This window comes from Gordonia hankookensis (assembly GCF_014673215.1).
In the GTDB taxonomy this organism is placed as follows: Bacteria; Actinomycetota; Actinomycetes; order Mycobacteriales; family Mycobacteriaceae; genus Gordonia; species Gordonia hankookensis.
Map to the genome: position 1 here is coordinate 368,226 of NZ_JACWMS010000004.1, position 26,550 is coordinate 394,775.

Below are 26,550 nucleotides of genomic sequence, written 5' to 3' on the forward strand. Positions count from 1 at the left end.
GGTGGCTACCCTCCCCATATGACGGCACGACTCTGCGATCGGAATCCGATGGTCGCCCCCGAGGCGCTCATCGACGAGATGGTGCCACCGTCGACCTTCGACACGGTCAGCTTCGACTCGTACATCCCGGATCCCGCCGAGCCGTCACAGGCACAGGCGGTGTCGAAGGCACGGGATTTCGTCGCACGCGCAAGCAAGGTCCGGGGCGGCAAGCGTGGCCTCTTCTCCCGCAAATCCACCGCTCAGGGAGTCGGTCTCTACCTCGACGGCGGATTCGGTGTCGGCAAGACCCACCTGCTGGCCTCGATCTACCACTCCATGCCGGAACCGAAGGCGTTCGCGACCTTCGTCGAGGTGACCCATGTGGTTGGTGCTCTCGGCTTCGTCAACGCGGTCGAGCGCCTCTCCGATCACACGGTGTTGTGCATCGACGAGTTCGAACTCGACGACCCGGGCGACACGATGCTGGTGTCGCGATTGCTGACCGAGCTCACCGCGAAGGGTGTCTCGATCGCCGCGACCTCCAACACGCTCCCCGGTCAGCTCGGCGAGGGTCGATTCGCCGCACAGGACTTCCTGCGCGAGATCCGCAAGCTGTCGGCGGTCTTCGAGACGATCCGGGTGGACGGTCCCGACTACCGGCACCGCGACCTCCCGCCCGCTCCGGAGCCCCGCACTGACGCAGAGCTCGCAGAAGTGGCCGCCTCGACCCCGGATGCCACGCTCGACGATTTCGACTCGCTGTGTGACCACCTGAGTACGCTGCACCCGTCGAAGTACAAGGATCTGGTCGCCGGCATCTCGCTGGTGTGCATCCGCGGTGTGCACCCGGCCAAGGACCAGTCGGTGGCGTTGCGTCTTGTCGTGCTGGCCGACCGTCTCTACGACGCCAACATCCCGGTGACCGTGTCGGGCAGCAAACTCGACGAGATCTTCACCGAGGAGATGCTCGCAGGGGGGTATCGCAAGAAGTATCTGCGCGCGACCTCCCGTCTGCTCGCGTTGTCGCGATTCGCCGAATCAACTGTCTGACAGGCGTGCCCGATCAGTTCAACGGCTGGGCCATGATGAAGTCGTGTTCGATCGACCCGTTCAGGTCGAAGGTCTTCACGCCTGCCCGGGTGAACCCCATCTTCGCGTAGAAGCGAAGTGCGCGAACGTTTTCCTGGTTGACGCCGAGCCACGCCAGTACGCTCCCTCGCTCCCGCGCCAGATCCAGTGCGGCACGCATCAACTCGTGCGACGGCGGGGTGTCGCGCCCGTGCGCGTGATGGTCGGGTGCGACGTACATCTTGGAGATCTCGGTGACCGGCCGCGCGGTGATCACCGCCGCCACATCCGGGTGGGCCGGGGCGCAGTGGTGGATCAACGCGTAGCCCACGATCGGACCTCCGACGCCGTCCCGCGCCGTGAGGACATCGCTGTCGGGACTGTGGATGTAGGCGGCAAATCGCTCGGGGCGCAGGTTCTCCCGGATGAACCCCGCGATGTCCTCCGGCGTCGAGTGTGGTGGGCACGCCAGGGGGAAGGTGGCGGCCGCCACCTCGGCGACAGCACTCGCCCGGGCCGGGTCGGTGACGGTCTCGATCAATGCTGCGACGGACACCTTCGCAATCTACGCCCGGGTCGTGAGACGGTCACTCGCCGGTCGCCGGGGTGGCATCCGCCGAAAGCCCACCGGAGCGTCGTGCGGCCTGTGCGTCCCGGGCCACCGCGTCGCCGATGAGTTGTCCTCCGCTGGTGAGCATTGCCCGCCGCCAGGGCACCACACCGTCGATCTCGATCTGGATCGACATGGACAGGACCGTCCGGATCAGCACGATGAGGCCGAGGATCAACGCGTCCTCGATGGACGGCTTGGACGTGATGGTGCGGATGAGGTCGGCGGCCACCAAGACCTCGAGCCCGAGAAGGATCGCTGCGCCCAGGGTGTTCCGGAGGATGCCGAACGCGACCCGTCCACCGTCGTCGCGGAGCAACGATCGGGCGCCGAGCACCACCGCGATGACGAATCCGACGATCATCGCGAGCGCGCCGATCACCTCGAACGCCACTGCGACGCCGGTGAACACGGACTCGAAATCCATGGGCGTCAGACTACGCACCGACGAACGTCGAGGAGGGCTACTCGCCCGCGAGATCAGCGGACAGGTCGGCCACCCGGACTCCCTCGGGCACCTGCACCTCGGTGACCCGTTCGGGGACATCGTCGAATTCGAGTTTCAGGGCCTTGCTCATCGTCGCGTGCATGTCGTACATCGCGGTGATGTAGGTCAGCTGGAGGATCTGGTCCGGCGGAAGATGTTCGGTGAGCACCTCGAACACGCCGTCCGGTACCCGGCCGCCGTCGAGCACGAGGGCGTCGGTGTAGGCGAGTACCGCTCGTTCGAGCGGCGAGAACAGGTCGCTGACCTGCCACGCCGGGATGGCAGCGATCTTCTCCTCTGGCATCCCGAGCGATCGCATCTGCTTGCAATGCTGCGAGAAGACGAACTGGCTGCCGCGTGCGTAGCCCGCCCGACCCTGGCCGAGTTCGCGCAGCAGCGGATCGACGGTCGAGTTGCGGTACAGGGCGAATCCGCGCACCGCGTGACCGAACACGGCGGGGGACTGGGCGAAGACCGTCCACCAGTCGCCCGGGGTCGCGTGGATGGTGCCGTGGTCGACGGCCGGGTCCTTGTCCTTTCCGAAGAGGTGATCGTAGAAATAGATGATCTTCTCGTCGGTGACGTCGGCGCGATGGACCTCGGGCAGGCGTGGCATCGGGTTCCTTTCTCGGTGGTGCAGGTCAGTTGGATGCGCGAACGTGGCGGTCGGCCGCGGTCTTCGGTTCGTGGGATACGTCCGCGTCAGTGAACTCTCTTGTCCAGCAGGCGAACTCCAGGAGGACACCGTCGGGGTCCTGGAAGTAGAACGACCGCACGAAGGTGCCCGGGTGAACGTGGCGCGAGACGCCTGCCGGGCTGTCGTCGTGGTTGAGCACCGGGCTGACCGCGACCCCCTCGGCCTCCAGGCGGGAGCGGTACTCGTCGAACTGCTCTGGCGGCACGGCGAAGGCCACATGGTTCATCGACCCGACTGCGCTGGCGAGTTCGCCTTCGTCGGGTCGACCCTTCGGGGCGGCGATCCCGGGTGCGGCCTCGGGGGAGTCCGCCAGCCAGAAGAACGCCACCGTGTTTCCGCCGCCACAGTCGAAGAAGAAATGCTGTCCGAGGCCTGCCGGCAGGTCGAGCGTCTTGACGAGGGGCATGCCGAGCACACCCGAGTAGAAGTCGATCGTCCGGCGCATGTCGGCACACACCAATGCCAGGTGATTGATGCCGCGGAGTTCGAACTTGGGGTTCGTGGTCGACATGGAGCGCTCCTTCCTGACATGACTTGACTGTCATGTCATCTTCTTGGATAGTCTTGAACGTGGCGAAGTCGTCTGTCAACACCCCGACAGCACCGGTTGATTCGCTGTCGCCCCGGGGTAGGGCGACGCGTGACTCGCTCCTCGACGCCGCCACTCGGGTCTTCGAGCGCGTCGGATTCCTCGACGCCCGGGTCGAGTTGATCGCGCAGGAGGCCGAGGTCTCCTATGGCACCTTCTACCGGTACTTCGAATCGAAAGAAGAGATCTTCCGAGAACTGAGTACGCGGCTGTTCGTCGATGTCCATCTCCGCGAACCGTCGGCACCGGGTCACACCCCCGCCGAGCGGTTGATCGCCTCCAATCGCGCGTATTACCAGGCGTATCGCCGCAACGCTCGCATGATGGCCATCGTCGAGCAGGTCGCGACCTTCAACGCCGAGTTCCGGGAGTTGCGGCACCAGCATCGGGCCCAGTGGATCGACCGGACGGCTGCGGCCATCAGGCGATGGCAGGACGAGGGCCGTGCGCGGGCCGCGCTCGACCCCACCATGGCTGCGCGGGCGATGGCGGCGATGGTCGATCACAGCCTGTACCTGTGGCTGGTCCAGGGCGAGGACGCCGACGAGACGAAGTTGCTCGACACCCTCGACCAGATGTGTTTGGGCGCATTGGGTCTCGACAACCGAGGATAGGGTCGGCCGGCATGGCGGCCCGAGATTGAACGGGGAGATCGATGACGATCGAGGAGCTCGCGGATCGCTTCTTCATGGCAATCGAGGCCGGTGACGGCGGTACGGTGCGCGCGATGTACGCCGACGACGCGGTGATCTGGCACAACGAGGATCGGACCACGCAGACCGTCGACGAGAATCTCCGAGTGCTCCGATGGCTCTCCCGGACGGTCGCCGCGCTGCGATACCGCGACATCCACCGCATCGTCCACGACGGCGGATTCGTCCAGCAGCACGTGCTGACCGGTGTCCTCACCGACGGCACCGAGCTCTCGATCCCGGCAGCTCTGTTCGTCACCGTCACCGATGGCATGATCTGCCGCATCGACGAATACGCCGATTCGGCGCACCTCGGCCCTCTGTATGCCATCGCGGCCCGAGGCCGCGCGGCCAGGATGCAATGACCGACTGCTATCAGAAAGAGCACACATGACCGATCCGGCGACCTCCGTATCCGGCGACGACCTGACCCGACTCTGTGCTCGCATGCGCACATTCATCGACGACGAGGTGATCCCCCGCGAGCGCGAACTGACTGGTGAAGACGACGCCTCCACCAAGGTTCTCGACGAATTGCGCTCGTGCGCCAAGGAACTCGGCCTGTGGGCCCTCGGTCACCCGTCGGAGGTTGGCGGCGGTGGTGTGCCGTTCATGGACTTCGTCTACCTGAACGAGATCATCGGACGATCAGAGTTCGGTCAGCTCGCGGTCGGATCGGTGACCATGCAGGACACCATCATGCTGCACAAGCACGGCACGGAGGAACAGCAGCGCAGGTGGATCCCCGGCATGGTCGCCGGCGACCTGCTGCCGTCGGTGGGCCTCACCGAGCCCGAGGTCGCAGGCTCCGATCCGACGCTGATCGCGACCCGCGCGGAGCTCGACGGCGAGACCTGGGTGATCAACGGCCACAAGTGGTTCACCACCGGCGTGAACCGCGCGGCGTATTGTTCTGTGTTCGCGCGGACCGAGGACGACTCGGTGCCCCGGCATTCGCGGATCAGTTCGATCATCGTGCCGACCGACACCCCGGGGTTCGAGATCGTCCGCGCGATCCCCACGATGGGTCATGACCCGAGTGACCACTTCGAAGTCCGTCTGACCGATGTCCGGGTTCCCCGGGAGAATCTTCTCGGCGAACGGGGTAAGGGCTTCGTGATCGCGCAGGACCGGCTCGGTCCGGGCCGGATCTTCCACTGCATGCGATGGCTCGGCCAAGCCCAGCGTGCATACGAATTGATGTGTGAGCGAGCCAATTCCCGCTTCGTCCACGGTTCATTGCTGGCCGAGAAGGGCGAGGTCCACCGATACATATCCGAGTCGGCGGCGGAGATCCAGGCGGCCCGCCTGATGACCCTCGACGCCGCCAGGGTGATGGACACCGGCGACGATGCGCGCGTTCAGATCGGCCTGATCAAGTTCTGGGGTGCACGGATGCTCCACAACGTGATCGACCGCTCGATCCAGGTGCACGGTGCTCTCGGGCTGACCGCCGACACCCCACTGGAGCGGATGTACCGACAGGCCCGCTATGCGCGTGTCTACGACGGTCCGGATGAGGTGCATCGAATGTCGACCGCACGCCGGTTGCTCCGCGATCCCGACGCCGCGCCGTGGCGGTGACCACGATGAGCGACAGCAGCGAGGCGCTTGCCGCCGGGATCGGGGCCGTGCTGGGGGAGGCCACCGGTGCGGAGGTCGTCGTCGACGACGTTCGCCGGCTCACCGGTGGCGCCAGTCGTGAGACCTGGGCGGCGCGCACCCACTCCGATGACGGGGAGCGCACGGTGGTGCTCCGGCGTGACCCGCCCGGTCATGGCGAACCGGCCCGGATGCGAGCCGAGGCCGCCTGTCTGAGAGCAGCGGCCGACGCGGGCGTACCCGTGCCCAGATTGATCGCGGCGGGCGACGACGCGCCGGGGATCGACGCCCCCTATCTCGTGACCGACATGGTCGAGGGCGAGGCCATCGCCCGCAAGATCCAGCGGGACGAGGCGTTCGCCGGCGTTCGTGTCCACCTCGCCCGGGACATGGGCCGGGTGCTGGGGTTGATCCATCGCACTCCGACCGGCACGCTCGAGATGCTCGATGACCGCGATCCGGTCGACCTCATCGAGGCGATCTACCACGACGTCGACTATCCGCGTCCCGCCGTCGAGACCGGCCTGCGATGGCTTCGTGACCACCGGCCCGACCGTAGGCCGAATACCTTGGTGCACGGCGACTTCCGCATGGGCAACCTCCTGATCGACAACTCGGGTATCCGTGGGGTCCTGGATTGGGAGCTCGCGCATCTCGGCGATCCCATCGAGGATCTGGGGTGGCTGTGCGTGCGCGCCTGGCGCTTCGGCCAATCGGCGCCGGTGGCCGGGATCGGCTCACGCGAGGACCTGCTGGACGGCTATCGCGACATCACCGGGGATCGCCCCGACCCCGACGAGCTGCACTGGTGGGAGGTGTTCGGAACACTTCGGTGGTTGGTGCTCAGTCGATTTCAGGCCTTCCGGCACCTCGGGGGCGGCGAACACTCGCTGGAACTGGCGGCCGTCGGTCGTCGGGTGTGTGAATCGGAGTACGACCTGTTGCTCGCGTTGGATCTGCTCGATGACATCAGTCACGACCCGGAGGTGAGGGCCGAGGACAGCCGGGTGCACGATCGGCCCGCGCTGACCGAGGTCCTCGACCTGGTTTCCGAGACGCTCCGCACCGATGTGCTGGGAGCGCTGCCATCAGAGCGCGGGCGGGAGAAGTACCTGCTCAAGATCTGTCTGAATCTGCTCGGCATGGTCGATCGCGAGATCGGCAGCGGCGCAGATCAAGTCGCCGTCACGGACGGCCTGACCGCATTGGGTTTCGCCGACGAGGTGTCGCTCGCACAGGCGATCCGCGCCGGAGACGTCGATCCGGCGACCGCTGATGTCCGGCACGCGATGTCAGCCGCGGTGCTCGCTCGCCTTCGGGTCGCGAATCCCCGTCATGTGGTTGCTTCGAGGAATCGATGAGGTCCACCAGGGCCTAGGCCGATCCGGCCCAGCGTGCGATCAGATCGCGAATGCGTTGCTCGGTGAAGAGGTCGGCCCCGGTGTCCGGGTCGATGTACGGCGAGGCATCTGCCGCGACGATCACCCGGTACCGATCGGGATTGTCGAGGTGGTGTACGACTCCGCCGATTTCCACCCGTGCGGTCCGGCCGGGCGTCGTGACATGGAAACCGTGCGGCCGCGTGAGCGCGTTCAGTTCCTCGATCTTGGAATGTGATGGACCCGGGACCTGAAAGCTCACAATGCGACCTCCTCGGCGTCGACGATCGTTCCCACTGTCTCAGGGTAGGGCGGCGACGGGAGAAGGCGGACGACCCGCATGGCGCGGGTCATCCACAACAACAAGAAAGGCACCCTCGGAAGGGTGCCTGACCTGCGATGACAGTGGTGCGCGATACTGGGATTGAACCAGTGACCTCTTCCGTGTCAGGGAAGCGCTCTCCCACTGAGCTAATCGCGCGAGACTATGAAGTTGGAGATCTTGGAGGCGGCGACGGGAATCGAACCCGTGTGCACGGCTTTGCAGGCCGTTGCCTCACCACTCGGCCACACCGCCAATTGCGAGAGGACTCGCTCGCCGAGCGGATGACGGGATTCGAACCCGCGACCCTCACCTTGGCAAGGTGATGCGCTACCAGCTGCGCTACATCCGCATGGTCGGGAGCTGATCTTGTGGATCTTTTGTTGCTCTCGACGCGAAGCAGAACACTATCGGACCACTCCGCACCTAGCCAAATCGCCTGGTCAGCGCGTCGCGTCACGACGGTGAAACATGACGACACGACAACCGGGTGGGGATTTGGGTTCCACGCGCCAATCCGTGTAATCTTCCTCCTCGTGCACCGGCGCCGAGCGCGCCGAGCGCGGTCCCGTGGCTCAGTGGAAGAGCGTCCCGTTCACACCGGGAAGGTCGCTGGTTCGATCCCAGCCGGGACCACAAGGTCAGAGCGTTTTTCGAGGTCACCGGGCCACTAGCGGGCCACCAACCCGGCGAAGGTGCTTCGGAGATCACCACGGTCGGGGAGTCGCGGAGCCTGAATCGGCATGTGACACGATTCAGCGGTGGAAGTTGTCGCAGTAGTCATTTCAGCTCTTTCACTACTGGTCGCCGGCCTCGGCACCTACCAGGCGAACAAGCGCGCCAACGACGCCCTTGCTGCCTCACATAAGGCGGCGGCGGACGCTCGGTGGTCTGCTGTCCAGGAGGCCGTGCAACGACTCATCGGATTTGACCCCGCCGCTGAGCCAGTCGGGGAGCGACTGCAAAACCTGCGGATCGCGATGATCAGCCTCGTTGATCAGCTGGAAGGCTGGGACGGCATCGACGCGTGGCTCGACGCCGAACGAACCCTGGGCGCGACGCTGGCCGATCAAGTGCTGGCTGCCTCCAGGTCAGACGACACAGTGGAGCAGCGAGTGAGGAACCTCGACCCGCTGATGAGTTGGGCGCACGTCCTGAGTCAGAACCTCCGCCGATTCCGATCGACCGGTCACAACGCCGCCGCTCCCGCTGCCCTCCGGGCAAACGCGGAAGAGTTTGTCAGAGCTGTCTGCGAACAGAATGGCTGGGGTCCACCGCCCTCGACCAACCCTCGGATTCAGCCCCTGAGCTAGCCAACACGCAACCTTAGGGGCTCTACGTCCCTGGGCTTGGTGGAGTTCTAGCGGGGCGAAATGCAGGCGCGCGAACATTGGAACCTGGCTGCTGCCGGTTCGGAGAATAGTTAGGAGAGGCACGCGATGGATGACGAATTGCAGGTAGCGGAGGGAGCAGGCTGGATCCCGATGCCGGACTTCGGTCAGATCAACCCGCGACGCGACAACGTATCGGGCGGGCGCCATTACTTCACCGCGAAGACCGACAACGGCGAGTACGCAAGGGCGGTGGGCGACTCGATCAGCGGCGGCCCGGAGACCTGGCACTACGAACTCGACATGCCGTTCTTGCTGGCGGACAGCGCCCTACGATGCGTCGAGGTGACAATCTCGCTACTGGTCGGCGGTCGCTATGCCGTGAAGTATCGCCCGGCGGACTGGCCCGGCGGGGAGACCGGGGGCTGGTAGTCCCGTCTAGTCAAGTCATCCGCCGGATGGTCGCCTGCGTCGGCCTCGATGACCCGCTCGATCTCGTCGGACCCGATCAGCCCCGCCTCGTTGAGTACCTGGTGGACGGTTCGCCACTGAGTTGGGTCAAGCTCTTGTGAAGGGTCGGCGGGCATCGGCGGTGGGCCGTCCTCGCCCTCGGCGGGAGCCATGTAGACCTCGACCTTGCGGTCCACACTGGTCTTGGTAACCACCACCCTCTCGCTGAACACCTCCGAATCGATGGTGAGCAGTCCCTTGTCGATCAGGCTCACGAGCATGATGTGGGTGGTGATCACGAGGTTGCAGATCCGCGCGATGCCGGGGGCGGCGGCATGGTAGCGGTCATCGATGCTGAGATCCTTGATCACCAGGGATCGCGGCGTGGTGGCGTGGACCAGGTCGCCGTAGATCCAGGCGTACGTCAGCTTGCGGTCAGTGATCTGACCGCTGGCGGTTCCGACGATGTACGCCTGCGCCTCGCCGTTGCCGTCGATGATGTTCTTCCACTCCTCGCGCCACCAGTCCAGGTCGATCTCCTCGTTGAGCGCGTCGGTGTCCACCACCTGCTCAAGGGCATCAAGCACCTTGAGGCAGTAGATTGGTTCCTTGGCCAGGATCAGCGGACGCACCCGGCTGGCAAGCGATTCCATCGCCTCCTCGGGCGGGTACTCGATCTTTATCCGGTGGGATTCCTCGCCGGTCTTTACGTTGCGGGTCACAGAGATCTTCACGGTGCCGCCGTGAAGGCTCGACATCATCGCGGCCTGCTCACGGATCAGCGAGTGAGCCATGATGCGGCGGGATCGCAGCAAGAATCCCTCGATGATCGCCGACGCTGTGGGTTGTGCCATGCCTGGACTCTAGGTCCCGCATCCGACACCGTGTCGGTACCGGCGGCTAATGTTCGCGCATGCCGCAAATAGGTCCGCCATCACCTTCAAGCGCAAGCGACGGCCGGCACGATCATCAGCAAGCCGAGCAACTCTTACAGAACATCATTCAACTCGCCGCCACGCTCGGTCCGATTGCTAAGAATCAGCGCCAAGCGCGGAATCAGACCCAACCCAAGGATCGAAAGCAAAGGGACAGCGCGGGAACTTTCTGGCTGCTCGGCCTGATCCCGATCACGCTTGCGTGCCTGCATTTGGTCATTGTGAGCCGCGGTGACGCTGAGACGCTGCGGTCGCTAACAGAGAACCTGAACGTGACTGCCCTCGTGCTCTCCACAGTCTTGCCGCTGCTGACGAGTGCGATCACATGGGTGTATTTGTTCGTGCTGTTGGCCTCCCTGGGGCGTCGCTCGAATCCGAAACGCACAAAGCCATCCACGCTGCTGATCTGGGGCGCAATTGTCGCACTCATCGACGCGTTCGCCATGCCGTTGAAGTACATCGCGATCAACGCTGTGTTTCTTGGCGTTCTAGTTGGCATCTTCGGAATCGGCCTCGTGATCGCACTTGTCCGTCCTCAGACATTGGGGAAACGCGTGACGAACTGGGTAGGCAGACTGGGGAAGTGGTTTTCCGTCGCACTACTCACCGGTCCGGTGATTGTGTGGATGGCGTTATTAGGCGTATGGATGCCGCAGGAGCGGCTGACCATCGGGGCCACTCAGCTGTCGCCTGTATATGTTTTGTCGTCTGATGTTCGATGGACGAAGTACATGGACGCTGATCACAAAGTTCATCTGGTTCCCACGCAAGAGATTGCACGGCGGCAAATGGTCGGCAAGTCGCAATCCGTTTGGCATAAGACTCCAGTGGCGATATGGCATGGACAGCGTGTTGGTCATGTCCCTGACCCAGCTGTCCCTCGAGTACCGGCTACTACAGCCACCCAGGTCAATCCTCAGCCGTCACCTGCCACACCCAGCTCTGATAGGCCTGGGTGACATCACCGGTTGTTCAGCCTCGCGACCCAGCCGGGGTGATGGTGAACGATTCCGGCGCACTGCCCGAGCGAATCGCTGCCAGGGCGGCGGCGCGTCCGTCGTCGTCGGGAATCTGGAGGGCGGCGTCTACGTCGGCCTGGGTCGCCGATCCGCCCGTGTAGAGCCGGTTGGCCAACAGGCTGATTGATGCCCAGCAGTTCACCACCAGGCGGGGAACCTGGGCGGGCCGAGGATCTCCCGCTGCGGTCATCGCGGCGAGATCTTCGGTGCCGTCGAGGGTGCATCGGATAGCTGCCGAGGTGGGCGGGCCGCCGGCGAGGAAGAACTGTTCGGCATACGGACCGGCGTAGCTGATCGCGGCGCGGTCCTGGTCATCGAACCGGGTGACGTAAAACCGCCTCGATCTCGCGAACCCGGTCGTCGAGCGTGCGCACCTTGGGGAGCGGGTCGGACAGCCCCACGCCGGCCTTGTCGAAAAGCAGTACGCGGCAGTAGGTCCCGATCTGATCGAAGAATGCCTTGAACTCGGGCACCGTCGGAGAGCAACTCGAGGTGGGTGACCATCGGTCCGACGAAGACGAGGTCGATCGGCCCGTCGCCGACCACCTGATACGCCAGACTGAGTTCGCCACATGGCGCGTAGGACGTGTCCGGCACGGCGCATCAGTCCTTGGGGAACTGGGGCGCGTCGTCGAGTGCCATCAGCTCGCCGACACGCGCGAACAGCGGGTTCTGCAGGATCCGGTCACCGCTGATCAACGCTGCGAGAACAGCGATCAGGAACAATGCACAGACGCGGGCGAGCGGATGCGCATGACCTACTTCTGGTCCATCCCCGCTATGACATGTTTCATATTCTGGTGAACTGGTGGGGCGACGGTTGCAGGTGACGGTCCGATCGGCAACAGGGAGGGTGTCAGTGGGCGAGATCGTGGTCTCGGAGTTCGTCTCCGTCGACGGTGTGATGGAGGCGCCGGGCGGCGAGGAGGGCTACCCACACACGGGCTGGACCTTCGACTTCCACACGCCGGAGCTGCGGCGGGCCAAGTTGGGCGAGATCCTCGAGGCACGAGTGCATCTGCTCGGGCGCCGGACCTACGAGTCGTTCGCCGGCGCTTGGCCGCACTATGAGGACGACGACGGATTCGCCGCCAAGATGAACACGATGCCCAAGCGAGTCGTGACGAGTACGTTGCGCGAGCTGTCCTGGGCCAACTCGCAGGTGCTCGAGGGTCCGGTCACCGAGGCGGTCACGCGGTTGCGCGACGAGACCGATGGGGTCGTCCTCGTCGCCGGCAGCCGCACCCTCGTCCATCATCTGCTGGCTGAAGGTCTCGTCGACGAGCTGCGCCTGGCCGTGTTCCCGGTGATCCTCGGTTCCGGATTCCGGGTGTTCCCCGACACCGAGCACGCCACCGGCCTGACGTTGCAGAGCCACGGTGCCCTCGGGAGCGGTGTGCAGCTGGTGACCTACCGACGGGCCTGACGGCGGCGCGTCGTCGGTGGCGGACAACGACCTTCCCGACGACACGGCGATTCGCCTCGCCCCGGGCGTCACCTGCGAGTACGTTCGGCTCGTGCGCGCCGGTACCGCCGAGGATCTCAGGGCAGGGGACAGGCGTTCAGCGCCCGAGATCGCCTGGTGGCTCATCGGTGTCGCGGCGATGGCAGCACTCGGCGCAGTCGTGTGGCACGCGACGGCGGTCTCGCCGGGCAATCCGTTCTACGGCTTGTTCAACAACTTCACCGACCTCCGGGTCTATCGGGCAGGCGCCCAGACGGTCCTCGACGACCGGCCCCTGTACACGGCGCCGGTCCTCTGGCGACTGGACTTCACGTATCCACCGTTCTCCGCGGTCGTGCTCATCCCGTTCGCCCTGATGACCCAGATGATTGCGGCGGTGGTCTGGTGGACCGCATCGTTCGTCGCACTTCTCGGGGTGATCGTGCTGGGCTTCCGCAGTCTCGGCTACCGCATCGACGGGCGGCTCTGGATCTTCGCTGCCCTCCTCACGGTCTGCTCCACGGTGCTGGAACCGGTGCGCACGACGATCTGGCTCGGACAGATCAACATCTTCCTGATGGCGCTGATCCTGGCCGATCTCGTTCTCCTGGATCTGGTGCGCCCGGGCTCCCGACTCAAGGGTGTCGGTGTGGGGTTGGCCGCGGGCGTGAAACTGACGCCCGCGTTCTTCCTCGTCTACTTCGCGGTCAACCGCCAGTGGCGTGCCCTCACGACGGGCATCGCGTCGTTCGCGGCGACGATTGCCATCGGGTTCCTGGTGATCCCGCGGGACGCGTGGGCGTACTGGACCGACTACGTCGGCGGTGCGACGCGGATCGGTCGGGTCGACTCGCCGGCCAACCAGTCGGTGAACGGATTCATCTCACAGTTGTTGGACTACTTCGACATCCGACGGTTCGCACATCCTCTGAAGGGCATCCCGGTCTACGAGGCGCCGGCGTGGCTCTGGGTGCCGGTCGCGGTTGTCGCGGCGATCCTCGGCCTGTGGGCGGCCCGGGTCGCCCACCGTAGAGGCCAGGAGCTGCTGGCGGTGACCATCGTGGGCATGACGGCCTCGACGGTGTCCCCGTTCTCGTGGGGGCATCATTGGGTCTGGTTCGTGCCGCTGCTCGTCGTCGCGTTCGATTTCGCTTACCGAGGCTCTGTCGAGCATGGGGCCGGGGCGTGGTGGCGCTGGCTCGCGCCTGCCACCGTGATCGCTCTGTCGTTCACGTGGTGGCATCACTGGTACCAGAGCGGCCCGCGGTTGGGTTCCGATCACGCGATCGCCCTGGGACTCTTCATGATGCCGCGCTGGCCCGACCCGCAGTGGTTCGATCGAGTCGAGGTGATCCTCTACGCCGGCTGCTACCCGCTGGTCCTGTTGCTGACGATCGTCGTCACGCTGGTCGGGGATGCGCGACTCCGCCGGCGGCAGCGCGAGGAGAACGTCGTCGCGCGTCCGGAGCCGGCGGCGTCCGTCGCGTAGGCTGGGCGGGCGAATTCGGTCAGAGCGGTCACGGAGCGGGGATATGTCGGCCTGGAAGCGGTTGCGGCTGTGGGGCCGCCAGCGGCGGTATCTCATCCGCCGGAACCCGAAGCTGCACCTCGCGTATCGCATCGTGGTCGGTGTGGTCGGGACGGTCGTCCTGGCGTGCGGCATCGTCGCCATCCCGTATCCCGGTCCGGGCTGGCTGATCGTGTTCCTGGGACTCGGCATCCTGGCCTCGGAGTTCTCCTGGGCGCACCGGGTGCTGACCTATGCCCGGGGCAAGTACGACGCCTTCATGGACTGGATGCAGCGCCAGCACTGGTCGGTGCAGGCAGGCGCGTGGCTGGGGACCGCCGCGATCGTCGTGGTGACCTTGTGGCTGCTCGGCGCGATAGGGATGGTCGCAGGGTGGGTGAACATCGACGCCGACTGGCTCGCGAGCCCCATCCTGTCCTGACTACGCCGCTGCCCTGTCCTGACGACGCCGCCGCGCCGAACCGGTCGGCGGATGCGGGTCGTCGAACAGGCGCAGATACGATCAGAGACGCAACCAACCCGCCGCGACACGTCCATCGTGTTCTGACTGCTGAGGAGCGTCCTCGTGCCCGACGATCTCCAGGTGACCACCCCCGCCACCATCCGTGTGCCGGCCGGGAGCACCGCGGGTACGGCGCTTCGCGACCACGACCTGCCCAACAAGGGGCCGGACGCGGTCGTCGTGGTCCGCGATGCGGCCGGGCAACTGCGTGACCTCTCGTGGGTCCCGGATCTCGACACCGACGTCGAGCCCGTCGCCGCGAACACCGAGGCCGGGCGCAGCGTGATCCGGCATTCCTGCGCGCATGTCCTGGCGCAGGCCGTACAAGAACTGTTCCCGAACGCGAAGCTGGGAATCGGGCCACCGATCAAAGACGGCTTCTATTACGACTTCGACGTCGCCGAGCCGTTCACCCCCGAGGACATCACCGCCCTCGAGAAGAAGATGAAGCAGATCATCAAGGCGGGTCAGCGCTTCTCCCGGCGTGTCTACTCGTCGAAGGACCAGGCGCGGATGGAACTGTCCGCCGAGCCGTACAAGCTCGAACTGATCGACGACAAGGGAGCCGCGGCCGACAGCGAGATCATGGAGGTCGGTGGGGCGGAACTGACCGCCTACGACAACCTGAATCCGCGTACCGGTGAACTCATCTGGTGCGACCTGTGTCGCGGTCCGCACGTCCCGACGACGAAGTACATCTCGGCCTTCAAGCTGACCCGTAGCTCCGCGGCCTACTGGCGGGGCGACCAGGACAACGCCGATCTACAGCGGATCTACGGCACGGCCTGGGAGTCGGCGGAGGCCCAGGACGCGTATCTCGAACTGCTCGCCGAAGCCGAACGTCGCGACCACCGTAGGCTCGGCGCGGAGCTCGACCTGTTCAGCTTCCCGGACGAACTGGGTTCCGGTCTGCCCGTCTTCCATCCCAAGGGCGGGATCATCCGCACCGAGATGGAGGACTATTCGCGTCGGCGGCACATCGATGCCGGCTACGAGTTCGTCAACACCCCGCACATCACCAAGGGGCATCTCTACGAGGTCTCCGGGCACCTGGACTGGTACGCCGACGGCATGTTCCCGCCGATGCAGCTCGACGCCGAGTTCAACGACGACGGAACCGTGCGCAAGCCGGCGCAGGACTACTACCTCAAGCCGATGAACTGCCCGATGCACAACCTGATCTTCCGGTCGCGGGGCCGGTCGTATCGGGAGTTGCCGCTGCGGCTGTTCGAATTCGGGTCGGTCTATCGATACGAGAAGTCCGGCGTCATCCACGGTCTCACCCGGGTGCGCGGCATGACCCAGGACGACGCGCACATCTACTGCACGCGCGACCAGATGCGCGACGAACTGCGATCGCTGCTGACGTTCGTCCTCGATCTGCTCAAGGACTACGGCCTCGACGACTACTACCTCGAGCTGTCCACCAAGGACCCGAAGAAGTTCGTCGGCGACGACGAGTCGTGGGAGATCGCCACCGAGACGCTGGCCGAGGTGGCCCGCGAATCGGGTCTCGACCTGGTACCCGATCCCGGCGGCGCGGCGTTCTACGGCCCGAAGATCTCGGTTCAGGTCAAGGATGCGCTCGGACGCAACTGGCAGATGTCGACCATCCAGCTCGACTTCAACCAGCCCGAACGGTTCGAACTCGAGTACACCGGATCCGACGGCGCCAAGCACCGGCCGGTGATGATCCACCGCGCCCTGTTCGGCTCCATCGAGCGCTTCTTCGGGGTCCTCACCGAGCACTATGCCGGAGCCTTCCCGGCGTGGCTGGCGCCCGTGCAGGTGGTCGGCATCCCGGTTGCCGAGGCCTTCGCCGATCACCTGCAGTCGGTCGTCGACGAGCTCAGGAAGCGGGGCATCCGCGCCGAGGTCGACCACTCCGACGATCGGATGCAGAAGAAGATCCGCAACCACACCACAGGCAAGGTGCCGTTCATGCTCCTGGCGGGCGAACGCGACGTGAACGCCGCCGCGGTGAGCTTCCGGTTCCGCGACGGCTCCCAGGTCAACGGAGTGCCGGTGGCCCGCGCCGTCGACCTCATCACCGGCTGGGTGACCGACCGCCGCAACGACTCACCGACGGCGGACACCCTCGACCATGGGGTCGATGGATCGGATGCCGCCGATGGCTGAGCAGGGCGACGCCGCCGGCGACCGCGAGATCCGTGATTGCGGAACCGGGGATCCGGATCGGCTGCAGCGTCTCTGGAGCCCCCACCGGATGACCTACATCACCTCCGATCCGCCGCCGTCGGCGAAATCGACCGGGCATCCGTTCCTCGACATCCCCCTCATGTCCGACGAGGACGGGCTGGTGGTGGCACGGGGAGCCGCCGTCTACGCGGTGCTCAATCTGTACCCGTACAACCCGGGCCACACCATGATCGTCCCGTATCGCCAAGTGGCCGATCTCGAGGACCTGACGGCCCAGGAGTCCGACGAACTGATGTCGTTCACCCAGCGGATGATCCGCACCATCAAGTCGGTGTCGAATCCCAACGCGTTCAACGTGGGCCTGAACCTCGGTTACGCGGCGGGTGGCTCACTCGCCGAGCACCTCCATCAGCACATCGTGCCGCGCTGGATCGGCGACGCGAACTTCATCACGGTTGTCGGGGAGACGAAAGTCATGCCACAGTTGCTGCGCGACACCCGTTCGCTGCTCGCCGACGCGTGGCTGGGCCAGCCGTGACACCGACAGCGCCGATTCCGGCCGGGCGGGGGAGGAAAGGAGCGGTCAGATGCTGAGCATCCGGGGCCGGTCCTCGGTATCCAAGGTGACATTGCCCCTCGGGCGCGCATTGCTCCGGACCGGCCTCAGTCCGGACATCATGACCTTGATCGGCACCGCGGCCACCATCGCGGCGGCGCTCACACTGTTCCCGATGGGGTACCTGTTCGTCGGCACCCTGGTGATCTGGCTCTTCGTGATGTTCGACATGCTCGACGGCGCGATGGCACGCGCCCGTGGCGGCGGTACCAAATTCGGTGCGGTGCTGGACAGCACCTGCGACCGCGTCGCCGACGGAGCGATCTTCGCCGGACTGGCGTGGTGGTGCGCGGTGACCGAGCCGCATCGATTGCTGCTGATCGCCACCCTGATCTGTCTGGTCACCTCCCAGGTCATCTCGTACGCGAAAGCGCGGGCGGAGGCGAGCGGGCTCAACGGCGACGGCGGGTGGATCGAGCGTCCCGACCGGCTCATCATCGTTCTCGTCGGTACCGGCCTGACCGGGTTAGGGTTGGATTGGGCTGTGCACGTGGCGGTCTGGGCGCTCGCCGGGTTGTCGGTCATCACCGTCGGCCAGCGGATGTGGTCGATCTACTCCTCGCCGGGCGCACGTGACCTGATCCCGCTCGCCGCCGCGAGGACAGGCGACGACGGACCGCCGACGACGGGCACGCAGCCGCAGGCCGGGGCACACTGACACACATGGTGACGGGGGAGAGGGCTCGATGAGCTCGGTCGCGGGCACGATGGCCGACCTGGGGTACGCGGCCGGGTGGGCGGCGGTACGCCACGCACCGGAATCGGTGGCGCGCGGGCTCTTCGACCGGTTCGGCGATCTCGCGGGACGTCGCAGGGGCGGGCCGGCGCAGTTGCGCCGGAATCTCGCCCGGGTCGTGGGCACCACGCCGGAGGAGGTGCCAGACGACCTCGTTGCCGCCGCGGTGCGTTCTTATGCCCGGTACTGGTGTGAGGCATTCCGATTGCCGGTCCAGGATCTCGCTGCGATAGCGGCGACGGTGACGGTCCCCGGGCCAGACCAGGTGGTCCTCGATACCGCCATCTCCGCCGGGAAGGGTGTGATCCTCGCTCTCCCGCACACCGGGAACTGGGACATGGCCGGGGTCTGGCTCGTGCAGAACCGCGGACACTTCGCGACGGTCGCCGAGCGCCTCGAACCGGAGTCGCTGTTCAGACGGTTCGTCGAATACCGGGAATCCCTGGGTTTCGAGATCTTCCCGCTCAGCGGGGGCGAAGAGCCACCGTTCGCCCGGCTCGCCGAGAGGCTGCGGGCGGGAGGTGTGATCTGCCTGCTGGGTGAACGTGATCTCGCGCGGCACGGGGTGCCGGTGACCTTCTTCGGTGAGAGGACGCGGATGCCTGCGGGGTCGGCGAAGCTGGCCATCGAGACGGGCGCGGCCCTGCTGCCGGTGCACCACTGGTTCACCGATGCACCGAACTCGATGATCTCTGTCGGGGCGCCGATCGACGTGTCGGGTGGCGTGGGTCCGGCGACGCAGGCCTTGGCGGATGTGTTCGAGAAGAACATCGCCGCGCACCCGGAGGACTGGCACATGCTCCAGCCGCTGTGGGAGGCCGACTGGTCGTCGGAACGACGTGCGCGGATCGAGTCCGACGCACCGGCCGAGGAGTCGGACCGGTGAGAATAGGGATGGTATGCCCGTACTCTTTCGACGTCCCCGGCGGAGTGCAGGCGCATGTCGTCGAGCTCGCGCAGGTGTTCATCGGGCGCGGACACGAGGTGAGCGTGCTGGCGCCGTCGGCGGACGAGACGCCGCTGCCCGACTACGTGGTCTCGGCGGGGCCCGCGCTCGCGATCCCGTACAACGGGTCCGTCTCCCGGGTGAGCTTCAGCCCGACAGGCTATCTGCGCCTGCGTAATTGGGTCGACGAGAGCGGCTTCGACGTTTTGCACGTGCACGAACCGAACGCACCAAGCATCTCGATGCTGTCGTTGATGGTCGCATCCGGTCCGATCGTGACGACGTTCCACACATCGACGACGCGCTCGATGTGGCTGACCCTGTTCCAGGGCATCCTGCGGCCGTACCACGAGCGGATCTCGGGAAAGATCGCGGTGTCCGAACTCGCGCGCCGTTGGCAGATGGAGTCGCTGGGGTCCGACGCGGTGGAGATCCCGAACGGGATCGACGTCGGTGGATTCGCCGACGCCGACCCGTTGGACGGTTATCCGTGGCCCGGGCACACGATCCTGTTCCTCGGACGCTACGACGAGCCGCGCAAGGGGATCGACATCCTGATGCGCGCGCTGCCGTCGATCGTGGCCGAGTTCCCCGACGTGCGCGTGCTCGTCGTCGGGGGCGGCAGCGAGCGCGCGCTGCGGCGACGAGCCGGATCACTGGCGTCACATCTGGTATTCCTCGGCCAGGTCGACGATGCGACCAAGGCGCGTGCGCTCCGCTCGGCGGACGTCTACTGCGCGCCCAACCTCGGCGGGGAGAGTTTCGGCATCGTGCTCGTCGAAGCGATGGCCGCGGGCGCCGCGGTGGTGGCCAGCGACCTGAACGCGTTCCGCCGCGTCCTCGACGACGGCCGGGCCGGACGTCTGGTGCCGACCGGATCCCCGGATGCGCTCGGCGCCGCCGTCATCGAATTGCTCGGCGACGGCGAGGCCAGGGCAGAGCTGGTGAGGGCGGGGAGGCGACGCGCCGACCGGTACGACTGGTCGCGGGTGGCCGACCAGATCCTGCGTGTCTACGACACAGTGACGGTCGGCGCCGGGCCGGTCGTCGTGTCCGATTGAAGGAGGTGGGCAGATGACGATATCGGGCCTCACGATTCTCGTGATCGGGGTGATCATCCTGCTTGCCGTTCTGGCCGGCGGGTGGGCGTTCCAGACCGCGAATCGTCTCGACCGGCTCAACGTCCGGGTCGATCTCGCACGCCAGGCGCTCGATGCGGCGCTGGCGAGGCGGGCGGTGGTGGCGCGGGCGATCGCATCGGGAATGGTCGTCAGCTACGACGAGGAGGCACGGGCGGCAGGGCAGGCGCTGGCCGCGGCGGCCGACCATGCCGAGCATGCGCCCGCACACGCACGAGAGCAATCGGAGAACCGGGTGTCGGCGCTGCTCGCGCAGACCGACACACAGACCAGGCCCCAGGGACTGGTGGTGGAGCTGGCCGATTCCGAGACCCGGGTGATGATGGCTCGACGGTTCTACAACGATGCCGTGCGTGACACCCGCAACCTGGCCGAACGTCGACTGGTCCGGTGGTTGCGCCTCGGTGGTACCGCCGAGCTACCGCAGTACTTCGAGATCATCGAACGCGTCAGCCCCAGCGGCAACGGCTGAGGCGACGCAGGGCCTCTGCGCCCGCACCAGGACCGGTGGGTGACCGACGATGACCGGTGTCGTGTGGCTCGCCTAGACTTGTGGGGCAACCGCGTCGAGCGGACCCGGCACCGAGTGCCGGAATGACGACATCAGGAGACATCACAGTGAGTCAATTCCAGTCAGGGAACACTCCCGGGCCGGACGCCCCGAACACCCTCAACGGCGCCGCCGGGAACGGACATCGTGATCCGGCACCGACCGTTGGGCAGGGTACGGCCCGGGTGAAGCGTGGCATGGCGGAGATGCTCAAGGGTGGCGTCATCATGGACGTCGTCACCCCGGAGCAGGCCAAGATCGCCGAGGACGCCGGAGCAGTGGCGGTCATGGCCCTCGAACGTGTGCCCGCCGACATCCGTGCGCAGGGCGGCGTGTCACGGATGAGTGACCCGGACATGATCGACGGGATCATCTCGAAGGTCTCCATCCCGGTGATGGCCAAGGCCCGCATCGGTCATTTCGTGGAGGCGCAGATCCTGCAGAGCCTCGGCGTGGACTACGTCGACGAGTCCGAGGTCCTGACTCCCGCCGACTACGCGAACCACATCGACAAGTGGCAGTTCACGGTGCCTTTCGTGTGTGGTGCCACCAATCTCGGTGAGGCGCTGCGACGGATCACCGAGGGCGCGGCGATGATCCGAAGCAAGGGCGAGGCCGGAACCGGTGACGTGTCGAACGCGACCACGCACATGCGCAAGATCCGCGACGAGATCCGGCGGCTGACGTCGTTGCCGAAGGACGAATTGTTCGTCGCGGCAAAGGAATTGCAAGCGCCGTACGACCTCGTCGTCGAGGTCGCAGAGGCGGGCAAGCTGCCGGTCACGCTGTTCACCGCCGGCGGTATCGCGACGCCGGCGGATGCGGCGATGATGATGCAGCTCGGTGCCGAGGGTGTGTTCGTCGGTTCGGGCATCTTCAAGTCGGGCAATCCCGAGCAACGGGCGGCCGCGATCGTGCAGGCGACCACGTTCCACGACGATCCGGATGTGCTGGCCAAGGTCTCTCGCGGCCTGGGTGAGGCGATGGTCGGGATCAACGTCGACGACATCCCACAGCCACACCGACTCGCCGAGCGGGGCTGGTAGGTCAGATCTGCCGTAGGATCTGCTGATCATGGACGCGGCGACGATCGTTCGGGACGCATCCCGTTGCGGCACCGACACACTGGCGGGCCTGCAGCTCGAATGGGCGGCGGTGTGCAACGTCGGGCGGGTGCGCGAGGCCAATGAGGATGCCGCGCTCGTGGAACCGGGCCGGTACCTCCTCGCCGACGGTATGGGCGGTCACGACAGCGGTGAACTCGCCAGCGAGGCCGCGCTCGAGACGCTGGCCGCCGTCGAGGCGCTGGGTGACCAGACCGAAACCCAGCTGGCACTCATCGAGTTGCTGTCGGACGCCCAGATCCGGATAGGGGAGATCGACACCGAGTCCGAGCGCCGCGCGGGTACCACTGCGACCGGCGCCGTGCTGGTGACCCACGACGGTGAGCCGCACTGGCTGGTCCTCAACATCGGGGACTCACGAACGTATCGCCTCCAGGGCGGGGAGTTCGAGCAGCTCACGGTGGATCATTCGCAGGTCCAGGAGTTCGTGGACGCCGGCTTCCTCACTCCCGAACAGGCCCGGGTGGACCCGCGGCGCAATGTGATCACTCGTGCGCTCGGGGCCGGCATGGCCGAGCCGGAGGCGGACTTCTTCTCCCTGCGCGCGTTGCCCGGCGACACGCTCCTGATCTGTTCGGACGGCCTCACCGGCGAATTGCCCGACGAGGAGATCGCCGATCTCCTCCGAGGTGCGGCAACCGCGCAGGATGCTGCCGAGGCGATGGTGGAGGCGACCCTCGCGCTCGGCGCACACGACAATGTCACGGTCATCGTCATCGTTGTCCACGAGGCGGCCGCCGACGCCGGCGGCACCGATGGGGCCGGTCGGGATGACATCGATGGTGTCGAGGCCGCCGATACCGAGGCGGGCACGACCGACTGACCGACTGTCGGCACCCCCACATCGACGCGTCGATCATTGCTTGTCAGATCTGCGGAACCTTGTGGTGACTCGTCGCGTCTAACTCACGACAGCAGGGCAGACACACCGGATGCCCCTCGAATGAGTGAGGACAACCATGACGGTCATCGCACATCACGATTCGCAGCATCACTCTTCTGTCGCCGCTCCCGGTCGGCCCGTACGCGATGCGCGCCGACACACCGAGGCGACACGTCGTCGGCAGGAGGCGCTCGCCCGCCTCGCCCAACGGCGGATGCCGCTCCCCGGCAGGCCGCTCGACACAATCGGGGCCGGCGCGCCTCGCACCGGGACCGGCCGTGCACACATGACCCTGGTGGCGTCGGGGACAGGCGCAGAACCCGATCGTCCGCGTTGCTCGTGCGGCACCGACTCCGTCGATTCCGACCATCCCTCGCTCACCACCCGGGAGATCGAGGTGTTGCGCACCTGGTTGATGCTCGACTCCAAAACGGCGGTGGCAGAAGCACTCTTCATCTCCCTCGGCACGGTCAACACCCACTTGACCAGAATCCGTGCGAAGTACTCGGAGGCGGGCCGGACCGCGTCCACCAAGGCCGCGCTGGTGGCCCGCGCCGTCCAGGACGGGCTGATCTCGCTCGACGAGCTCTGAACCGCAGGCGCCACGGGACGTGAGGTCGGCAACACACCCGGTCAGACCACACCGGGCGGCACGCTCGCGGGCCACCCGGTGCGCGATACTGGGGCCGTGGCAACCATCGAAGAGATCCTCCAGGTCGAGCCCATCGAGACCGACATCTACCGGGGGCTGGCGTTTCCCACGCTCATGCAGCGGACCTTCGGTGGTCAGGTGGCCGGTCAGGCCCTGATGTCGGCCACCCGCACGGTGGACGCCGAGTACGCGGTGCATTCCCTGCACGGCTATTTCGTGCGGCCAGGCAAACCGGAGAAGCCGACGCTGTTCCTCGTCGATCGGATCCGCGACGGTCGCTCGTTCGTCACGCGGCGCGTGACCGGCATCCAGAACGGCGTCGCGATCTTCACCATGTCGGCGTCGTTCCACGTGCGCACCGATCACGGCATCGAACATCAGGACCGGATGCCACCCGCGCCGGCTCCCGAGGAGTTGCCCGATGAGGCGAACGAACTCCCGGAGGATGCCAAGGCCATCTTCCGGGAGTGGAAGAACTTCGACATCCGGTTGGTGCCGCCGAGCCGCCTTGCGACCTCCGACTACTTCGCGGCGCAGCAGCGCGTGTGGTTCCGATACCGTCACCGGCTCCCGGACGATCAGGTGTTCCACGTGGGCACCCTCGCGTACATGAGCGACATGACCTTGCTCGGCTCCTCGAAGGTGCCGCATCCCGACGCGGATCTGCAGGCGGCCTCGCTGGATCATGCGATGTGGTTCATGCGTCCCTTCCGTGCGGATGAGTGGCTCCTCTACGACCAGACCTCACCGTCGGCATTCGGCGGACGAGCGCTCACCCAGGGCCGGATCTTCGACCATGCCGGGCGGATGGTCGCCGCGGTCACCCAGGAGGGACTGACCCGCATCGACCGGGAAGCAGCCGCTGATCGCCGCGATGGGCAGGCACAGTGAGCGGCGTCGAGGGTCCGCGGATCGGGGTCCTGGCGTTGCAGGGCGACGTCCGGGAGCATCTCGCCGCCTTGTCCGAGGCCGGTGCACTGGCCGAGGCCGTTCGCAGGCCTGCCGAACTCGCGGCCGTCGACGCGGTGGTCATCCCGGGAGGGGAGTCGACCACGATGAGTCACCTGCTGAACGTGTTCGATCTGTTCGACCCCCTGCGTGAACGGCTGGCCGCCGGCATGCCTGCGTACGGTTCCTGCGCGGGCATGATCATGCTGGCGAGCACGATCCTGGACACCCGCGCCGATGCCCGCCACCTCGACGCGCTCGACATCACGGTGCGGCGCAACGCCTTCGGTCGGCAGGTGGAGAGCTTCGAGACCGACCTCGAGTTCACCGGTATCACCGATCGGCCGGGGGACGCACTCATGCGGGCGGTGTTCATCCGGGCGCCGTGGGTGGAGTCCATCGCGCCGGAGGTCGAGGTGTTGGCGCAGGTGCCGGAGGGTCCCGCGCAGGGACGGATCGTCGCGGTGCGGCAAGGCAACGTCCTCGCGACGTCGTTCCATCCGGAGGTGACCGGCGACCGGCGGGTGCACCAGTACTTCGTCGATATGGTGCGGGCGCCGGGAGCGTAGCGAGCGGGCCCGGTCGAGATGGCGCCGGGAGCGTAGCGGCAGGTGGGTCGGCGCGCACCGGTAAGATCTTGACGTTGGGCCGATCGTCATCAGATGGTCGCGCCACGTGGTACTGACGTCGAGAAGGATGTGGGAGTCTCATGAGCGGCCATTCCAAATGGGCCACCACCAAGCACAAGAAGGCGGTCGTCGACGCCAAGCGCGGCAAGATGTTCGCCAAGCTGATCAAGAACATCGAGGTGGCGGCGCGGACCGGCGGTGGTGATCCGGCCGGCAATCCCACGCTCTACGACGCCATCCAGAAGGCCAAGAAGTCCTCGGTGCCCAACGACAACATCGAGCGTGCCCGCAAGCGCGGTGGCGGTGAAGAGGCCGGCGGCGCCGACTGGCAGACCATCATGTACGAGGGATACGGCCCGAACGGCGTCGCGATCCTCATCGAATGCCTCACCGACAACCGTAATCGCGCAGCCGGTGAGGTGCGGACCGCGATGACCCGCAACGGTGGCAACATGGCCGATCCGGGTTCGGTCGCATATCTGTTCACCCGTCGGGGTGTGGTGACACTCGAGAAGAACGGCCAGTCCGAAGATGACCTCCTGATGGCGGTGCTCGATGCCGGCGCCGAGGAGGTGAACGACCTCGGCGAGTCATTCGAGGTGGTGAGCGAACCGACGGATCTGGTCGCGGTCCGGACGGCGTTGCAGGAGGCCGGTATCGACTACGACTCCGCCGAGGCCGACTTTCGCGCTTCGGTCGAGGTGCCGGTGGACGCCGACGGCGCGCGTAAGGTGTTCAAACTCATCGACGCGCTCGAGGACTCCGACGACGTGCAGAACGTGTACAGCAACGTCGACGTGAGTGACGAGGTACTCGCCGAACTCGACGCGTAGGGCTCGTCGCGATCCGCTCGGCGGGTGTTCAGCACGTGCGATCCGGGTGGTGCGATCGCGGATCGTTGACGGCGACGGCAGGCCGGTCCGGGTGGTCGTAACGGACCTCGATGTCGGCGTCGCCCGAGGCTTCCGAGTACCGCAGTATCGGTTCGATCGTCCATGCCGTATCCGGCGGCGAGATCCGGCGCAGGGTGGCCTCGCTCATCCGCAGTCGGATCGTCAGGTCCACGTCGAGGTGGCGGCCGACGAGCATCGGTCCCGCGAGGATCAGCACCTGGTCCGGAGCCGCGTCCAGTCGTCGGTCACGGAAGGATCGATCCTGTTCGGCATCCCACAGACGGGGTAACCATCGGCCGGCCACCCGGAGCGCCGACACGACCTCCCGATCGACCGCGCGGTAGTCGAACCACCCGGATCGGTAGCTCTCCTGATCGGTGTGCCCGTACTCGAATCGCAGCGACGCCGCCCGCAGATAGTCGGACATCCTGACGACACCCGCGGCACGTCCGACGGCCCGGAGCCGATCGGCGAGCCGGTCGGCGAGGTCGTCGGGCCGGGCGGCGTCGGCACCATCGATCACCGCCACGACACGACCGCCGCGGGCGGTGACGTGGGAGAGGCAGAGTTCGACGATCCCGTCGGGGGTGGTCGGCGTGTATGTGGGCATGGCGCCTTCGATTGTCGCGTGTTGTTG

The 26,550-nt window shown here is 66.2% G+C and carries 32 protein-coding genes, 4 tRNA genes and 1 pseudogene; 24 read left to right on the top strand and 13 right to left on the bottom strand.

Translation table 11 applies throughout. The annotated features are described in order from the left end of the window. Window positions 1-18 precede the first annotated feature (18 nt). Window positions 19-1,032: a cell division protein ZapE gene (gene zapE / locus IDF66_RS19865; RefSeq protein ID WP_190268291.1), complete on the top strand. Its 1,014-nt coding sequence runs from the start codon at window positions 19-21 to the stop codon at window positions 1,030-1,032. A gap of 13 nt (window positions 1,033-1,045) precedes the next feature. On the opposite strand, the gene IDF66_RS19870 is transcribed toward zapE, so the two are convergent. The 4 genes from IDF66_RS19870 to IDF66_RS19885 are packed head-to-tail and all read right to left on the bottom strand — an operon-like array spanning window position 1,046 to window position 3,355. Continuing rightward, window positions 1,046-1,606, bottom strand: coding sequence for a GNAT family N-acetyltransferase (locus tag IDF66_RS19870; protein WP_164308000.1), 561 nt, complete (start codon window positions 1,604-1,606; stop codon window positions 1,046-1,048). Between the two features lie 31 nt (window positions 1,607-1,637). Further along, a complete protein-coding gene (locus IDF66_RS19875; protein ID WP_164307999.1) occupies window positions 1,638-2,087 on the bottom strand; it encodes a DUF1622 domain-containing protein in 450 nt (149 codons plus the stop codon). A 37-nt stretch (window positions 2,088-2,124) separates the two neighbouring features. Further along, window positions 2,125-2,763 (bottom strand): carboxymuconolactone decarboxylase family protein, encoded by a 639-nt coding sequence (locus IDF66_RS19880; RefSeq protein ID WP_164307998.1) that lies wholly within the window; start codon window positions 2,761-2,763, stop codon window positions 2,125-2,127. 25 nt (window positions 2,764-2,788) lie between these two features. Continuing rightward, on the bottom strand, window positions 2,789-3,355 hold the full coding sequence (locus IDF66_RS19885) for a VOC family protein (RefSeq protein ID WP_190268292.1): 567 nt from the start codon (window positions 3,353-3,355) through the stop codon (window positions 2,789-2,791). Between the two features lie 59 nt (window positions 3,356-3,414). Here IDF66_RS19885 and IDF66_RS19890 point away from each other — a divergent pair, with 59 nt between their 5' ends. From IDF66_RS19890 to IDF66_RS19905, 4 genes are read left to right on the top strand one after another with little or no spacing between them, the layout of a single operon-like run. Next, entirely contained in the window at window positions 3,415-4,047 is a 633-nt protein-coding gene (locus tag IDF66_RS19890) for a TetR/AcrR family transcriptional regulator (protein WP_164307996.1), read from the top strand. 41 nt (window positions 4,048-4,088) lie between these two features. Next, complete coding sequence (locus tag IDF66_RS19895; RefSeq protein ID WP_190268293.1) at window positions 4,089-4,490, top strand: nuclear transport factor 2 family protein; 402 nt, start codon at window positions 4,089-4,091, stop codon at window positions 4,488-4,490. A gap of 25 nt (window positions 4,491-4,515) precedes the next feature. Further along, entirely contained in the window at window positions 4,516-5,709 is a 1,194-nt protein-coding gene (locus IDF66_RS19900; protein ID WP_190268294.1) for an acyl-CoA dehydrogenase family protein, read from the top strand. Window positions 5,710-5,714: 5 nt separating this feature from the next. Then, a complete protein-coding gene (locus IDF66_RS19905; protein WP_190268295.1) occupies window positions 5,715-7,088 on the top strand; it encodes a phosphotransferase family protein in 1,374 nt (457 codons plus the stop codon). 13 nt (window positions 7,089-7,101) lie between these two features. On the opposite strand, the gene IDF66_RS19910 is transcribed toward IDF66_RS19905, so the two are convergent. The 4 genes from IDF66_RS19910 to IDF66_RS19925 form a co-directional block, all read right to left on the bottom strand. Continuing rightward, window positions 7,102-7,368, bottom strand: a complete 267-nt coding sequence (locus IDF66_RS19910) for a hypothetical protein (protein ID WP_190268296.1) — start codon at window positions 7,366-7,368, stop codon at window positions 7,102-7,104. 144 nt (window positions 7,369-7,512) lie between these two features. Next, window positions 7,513-7,587 (bottom strand) — tRNA-Val (locus IDF66_RS19915). Window positions 7,588-7,609: 22 nt separating this feature from the next. Next, window positions 7,610-7,683 (bottom strand) — tRNA-Cys (locus tag IDF66_RS19920). A gap of 24 nt (window positions 7,684-7,707) precedes the next feature. Then, window positions 7,708-7,780 (bottom strand) — tRNA-Gly (locus IDF66_RS19925). 212 nt (window positions 7,781-7,992) lie between these two features. Here IDF66_RS19925 and IDF66_RS19930 point away from each other — a divergent pair. From IDF66_RS19930 to IDF66_RS19940, 3 genes are all read left to right on the top strand, one after another. Then, window positions 7,993-8,064, top strand: a tRNA-Val gene (locus IDF66_RS19930). Window positions 8,065-8,189: 125 nt separating this feature from the next. Further along, window positions 8,190-8,741: a hypothetical protein gene (locus IDF66_RS19935; RefSeq protein WP_190268297.1), complete on the top strand. Its 552-nt coding sequence runs from the start codon at window positions 8,190-8,192 to the stop codon at window positions 8,739-8,741. 126 nt (window positions 8,742-8,867) lie between these two features. Next, window positions 8,868-9,191, top strand: a complete 324-nt coding sequence (locus IDF66_RS19940) for a hypothetical protein (RefSeq protein ID WP_190268298.1) — start codon at window positions 8,868-8,870, stop codon at window positions 9,189-9,191. Here the strand turns inward: IDF66_RS19940 and IDF66_RS19945 are convergent. Next, window positions 9,134-10,063: a hypothetical protein gene (locus tag IDF66_RS19945; RefSeq protein ID WP_190268299.1), complete on the bottom strand. Its 930-nt coding sequence runs from the start codon at window positions 10,061-10,063 to the stop codon at window positions 9,134-9,136. The two genes, IDF66_RS19940 and IDF66_RS19945, sit on opposite strands and share 58 nt — an antisense overlap. 59 nt (window positions 10,064-10,122) lie before the next feature. Between IDF66_RS19945 and IDF66_RS19950 the strand changes: the two genes are divergently transcribed. After that, window positions 10,123-11,103 carry a DUF1129 domain-containing protein gene (locus IDF66_RS19950; protein ID WP_190268300.1) on the top strand — a complete coding sequence of 327 codons (981 nt, stop codon included), beginning with the start codon at window positions 10,123-10,125 and terminating at the stop codon, window positions 11,101-11,103. Window positions 11,104-11,116: 13 nt separating this feature from the next. On the opposite strand, the gene IDF66_RS23885 is transcribed toward IDF66_RS19950, so the two are convergent. The 3 genes and pseudogenes from IDF66_RS23885 to IDF66_RS23995 form a co-directional block, all read right to left on the bottom strand. Next, a complete protein-coding gene (locus tag IDF66_RS23885; RefSeq protein WP_223309867.1) occupies window positions 11,117-11,353 on the bottom strand; it encodes a hypothetical protein in 237 nt (78 codons plus the stop codon). 139 nt (window positions 11,354-11,492) lie between these two features. Beyond that, window positions 11,493-11,760: pseudogene (locus IDF66_RS24200) on the bottom strand (alpha/beta fold hydrolase); the annotation flags it as partial. A 6-nt stretch (window positions 11,761-11,766) separates the two neighbouring features. Continuing rightward, complete coding sequence (locus IDF66_RS23995; protein ID WP_263282345.1) at window positions 11,767-11,889, bottom strand: hypothetical protein; 123 nt, start codon at window positions 11,887-11,889, stop codon at window positions 11,767-11,769. Between the two features lie 133 nt (window positions 11,890-12,022). Between IDF66_RS23995 and IDF66_RS19965 the strand changes: the two genes are divergently transcribed. The 15 genes from IDF66_RS19965 to IDF66_RS20035 all read left to right on the top strand — a co-directional run bounded on the left by IDF66_RS19965 (window position 12,023) and on the right by IDF66_RS20035 (window position 25,853). Further along, complete coding sequence (locus IDF66_RS19965; protein ID WP_190268301.1) at window positions 12,023-12,589, top strand: dihydrofolate reductase family protein; 567 nt, start codon at window positions 12,023-12,025, stop codon at window positions 12,587-12,589. Window positions 12,590-12,767: 178 nt separating this feature from the next. Beyond that, window positions 12,768-14,096 carry a glycosyltransferase 87 family protein gene (locus tag IDF66_RS19970; RefSeq protein WP_190268398.1) on the top strand — a complete coding sequence of 443 codons (1,329 nt, stop codon included), beginning with the start codon at window positions 12,768-12,770 and terminating at the stop codon, window positions 14,094-14,096. A gap of 43 nt (window positions 14,097-14,139) precedes the next feature. Continuing rightward, window positions 14,140-14,556 (top strand): TIGR02611 family protein, encoded by a 417-nt coding sequence (locus tag IDF66_RS19975; protein ID WP_190268302.1) that lies wholly within the window; start codon window positions 14,140-14,142, stop codon window positions 14,554-14,556. A 144-nt stretch (window positions 14,557-14,700) separates the two neighbouring features. Next, window positions 14,701-16,776, top strand: a complete 2,076-nt coding sequence (thrS, locus tag IDF66_RS19980; RefSeq protein ID WP_190268303.1) for a threonine--tRNA ligase — start codon at window positions 14,701-14,703, stop codon at window positions 16,774-16,776. Further along, window positions 16,769-17,335, top strand: coding sequence for an HIT family protein (locus tag IDF66_RS19985; RefSeq protein ID WP_164307988.1), 567 nt, complete (start codon window positions 16,769-16,771; stop codon window positions 17,333-17,335). The genes thrS and IDF66_RS19985 overlap by 8 nt, the downstream gene beginning before the upstream one ends. 49 nt (window positions 17,336-17,384) lie before the next feature. Continuing rightward, window positions 17,385-18,071 carry a phosphatidylinositol phosphate synthase gene (gene pgsA / locus IDF66_RS19990; RefSeq protein ID WP_190268304.1) on the top strand — a complete coding sequence of 229 codons (687 nt, stop codon included), beginning with the start codon at window positions 17,385-17,387 and terminating at the stop codon, window positions 18,069-18,071. 28 nt (window positions 18,072-18,099) lie between these two features. After that, the gene (locus tag IDF66_RS19995; protein ID WP_190268305.1) at window positions 18,100-19,035 is read left to right on the top strand and encodes a phosphatidylinositol mannoside acyltransferase; all 936 of its coding nucleotides are present in this window, start codon (window positions 18,100-18,102) and stop codon (window positions 19,033-19,035) included. Next, a complete protein-coding gene (locus IDF66_RS20000; RefSeq protein ID WP_190268306.1) occupies window positions 19,032-20,156 on the top strand; it encodes a glycosyltransferase family 4 protein in 1,125 nt (374 codons plus the stop codon). Before IDF66_RS19995 ends, IDF66_RS20000 begins: the two co-directional genes overlap by 4 nt. Window positions 20,157-20,169: 13 nt before the next feature. Then, a complete protein-coding gene (locus IDF66_RS20005; RefSeq protein ID WP_164307984.1) occupies window positions 20,170-20,706 on the top strand; it encodes a LemA family protein in 537 nt (178 codons plus the stop codon). Between the two features lie 146 nt (window positions 20,707-20,852). Beyond that, window positions 20,853-21,830, top strand: a complete 978-nt coding sequence (gene pdxS / locus IDF66_RS20010; RefSeq protein ID WP_164307983.1) for a pyridoxal 5'-phosphate synthase lyase subunit PdxS — start codon at window positions 20,853-20,855, stop codon at window positions 21,828-21,830. A gap of 28 nt (window positions 21,831-21,858) precedes the next feature. Then, window positions 21,859-22,731: a PP2C family protein-serine/threonine phosphatase gene (locus tag IDF66_RS20015; RefSeq protein WP_190268307.1), complete on the top strand. Its 873-nt coding sequence runs from the start codon at window positions 21,859-21,861 to the stop codon at window positions 22,729-22,731. Window positions 22,732-22,867: 136 nt separating this feature from the next. Continuing rightward, a complete protein-coding gene (locus tag IDF66_RS20020) occupies window positions 22,868-23,383 on the top strand; it encodes a helix-turn-helix transcriptional regulator (RefSeq protein ID WP_190268308.1) in 516 nt (171 codons plus the stop codon). Between the two features lie 96 nt (window positions 23,384-23,479). Continuing rightward, window positions 23,480-24,334, top strand: a complete 855-nt coding sequence (locus IDF66_RS20025; RefSeq protein WP_190268309.1) for an acyl-CoA thioesterase — start codon at window positions 23,480-23,482, stop codon at window positions 24,332-24,334. After that, window positions 24,331-24,960 carry a pyridoxal 5'-phosphate synthase glutaminase subunit PdxT gene (gene pdxT / locus IDF66_RS20030; protein ID WP_164307979.1) on the top strand — a complete coding sequence of 210 codons (630 nt, stop codon included), beginning with the start codon at window positions 24,331-24,333 and terminating at the stop codon, window positions 24,958-24,960. Before IDF66_RS20025 ends, pdxT begins: the two co-directional genes overlap by 4 nt. A 140-nt stretch (window positions 24,961-25,100) precedes the next feature. Further along, the gene (locus IDF66_RS20035; protein ID WP_164307978.1) at window positions 25,101-25,853 is read left to right on the top strand and encodes a YebC/PmpR family DNA-binding transcriptional regulator; all 753 of its coding nucleotides are present in this window, start codon (window positions 25,101-25,103) and stop codon (window positions 25,851-25,853) included. Between the two features lie 28 nt (window positions 25,854-25,881). Here IDF66_RS20035 and IDF66_RS20040 read toward each other — a convergent pair whose 3' ends face one another. Then, a complete protein-coding gene (locus IDF66_RS20040; RefSeq protein WP_190268310.1) occupies window positions 25,882-26,523 on the bottom strand; it encodes a nucleoside/nucleotide kinase family protein in 642 nt (213 codons plus the stop codon). Window positions 26,524-26,550: the final 27 nt, after the last annotated feature.

Coding starts and splice junctions, on each gene's coding strand:
- IDF66_RS20020 (WP_190268308.1), top strand. CDS start 22,868: ATGACGGTCATCGCACATCACGATTCGCAGCATCACTCTTCTGTCGCC.
- IDF66_RS19895 (WP_190268293.1), top strand. CDS start 4,089: ATGACGATCGAGGAGCTCGCGGATCGCTTCTTCATGGCAATCGAGGCC.
- IDF66_RS20005 (WP_164307984.1), top strand. CDS start 20,170: ATGACGATATCGGGCCTCACGATTCTCGTGATCGGGGTGATCATCCTG.
- IDF66_RS23885 (WP_223309867.1), bottom strand. CDS start 11,353: ATGACCGCAGCGGGAGATCCTCGGCCCGCCCAGGTTCCCCGCCTGGTG.
- IDF66_RS19880 (WP_164307998.1), bottom strand. CDS start 2,763: ATGCCACGCCTGCCCGAGGTCCATCGCGCCGACGTCACCGACGAGAAG.
- zapE (WP_190268291.1), top strand. CDS start 19: ATGACGGCACGACTCTGCGATCGGAATCCGATGGTCGCCCCCGAGGCG.
- IDF66_RS19995 (WP_190268305.1), top strand. CDS start 18,100: ATGAGCTCGGTCGCGGGCACGATGGCCGACCTGGGGTACGCGGCCGGG.
- IDF66_RS19875 (WP_164307999.1), bottom strand. CDS start 2,087: ATGGATTTCGAGTCCGTGTTCACCGGCGTCGCAGTGGCGTTCGAGGTG.
- pgsA (WP_190268304.1), top strand. CDS start 17,385: ATGCTGAGCATCCGGGGCCGGTCCTCGGTATCCAAGGTGACATTGCCC.
- IDF66_RS19885 (WP_190268292.1), bottom strand. CDS start 3,355: ATGTCGACCACGAACCCCAAGTTCGAACTCCGCGGCATCAATCACCTG.
- IDF66_RS20040 (WP_190268310.1), bottom strand. CDS start 26,523: ATGCCCACATACACGCCGACCACCCCCGACGGGATCGTCGAACTCTGC.
- IDF66_RS20015 (WP_190268307.1), top strand. CDS start 21,859: ATGGACGCGGCGACGATCGTTCGGGACGCATCCCGTTGCGGCACCGAC.
- IDF66_RS19950 (WP_190268300.1), top strand. CDS start 10,123: ATGCCGCAAATAGGTCCGCCATCACCTTCAAGCGCAAGCGACGGCCGG.
- IDF66_RS19900 (WP_190268294.1), top strand. CDS start 4,516: ATGACCGATCCGGCGACCTCCGTATCCGGCGACGACCTGACCCGACTC.
- IDF66_RS20035 (WP_164307978.1), top strand. CDS start 25,101: ATGAGCGGCCATTCCAAATGGGCCACCACCAAGCACAAGAAGGCGGTC.
- IDF66_RS19970 (WP_190268398.1), top strand. CDS start 12,768: ATGGCAGCACTCGGCGCAGTCGTGTGGCACGCGACGGCGGTCTCGCCG.
- IDF66_RS19945 (WP_190268299.1), bottom strand. CDS start 10,063: ATGGCACAACCCACAGCGTCGGCGATCATCGAGGGATTCTTGCTGCGA.
- IDF66_RS19985 (WP_164307988.1), top strand. CDS start 16,769: ATGGCTGAGCAGGGCGACGCCGCCGGCGACCGCGAGATCCGTGATTGC.
- IDF66_RS19975 (WP_190268302.1), top strand. CDS start 14,140: ATGTCGGCCTGGAAGCGGTTGCGGCTGTGGGGCCGCCAGCGGCGGTAT.
- IDF66_RS19940 (WP_190268298.1), top strand. CDS start 8,868: ATGGATGACGAATTGCAGGTAGCGGAGGGAGCAGGCTGGATCCCGATG.
- IDF66_RS19905 (WP_190268295.1), top strand. CDS start 5,715: ATGAGCGACAGCAGCGAGGCGCTTGCCGCCGGGATCGGGGCCGTGCTG.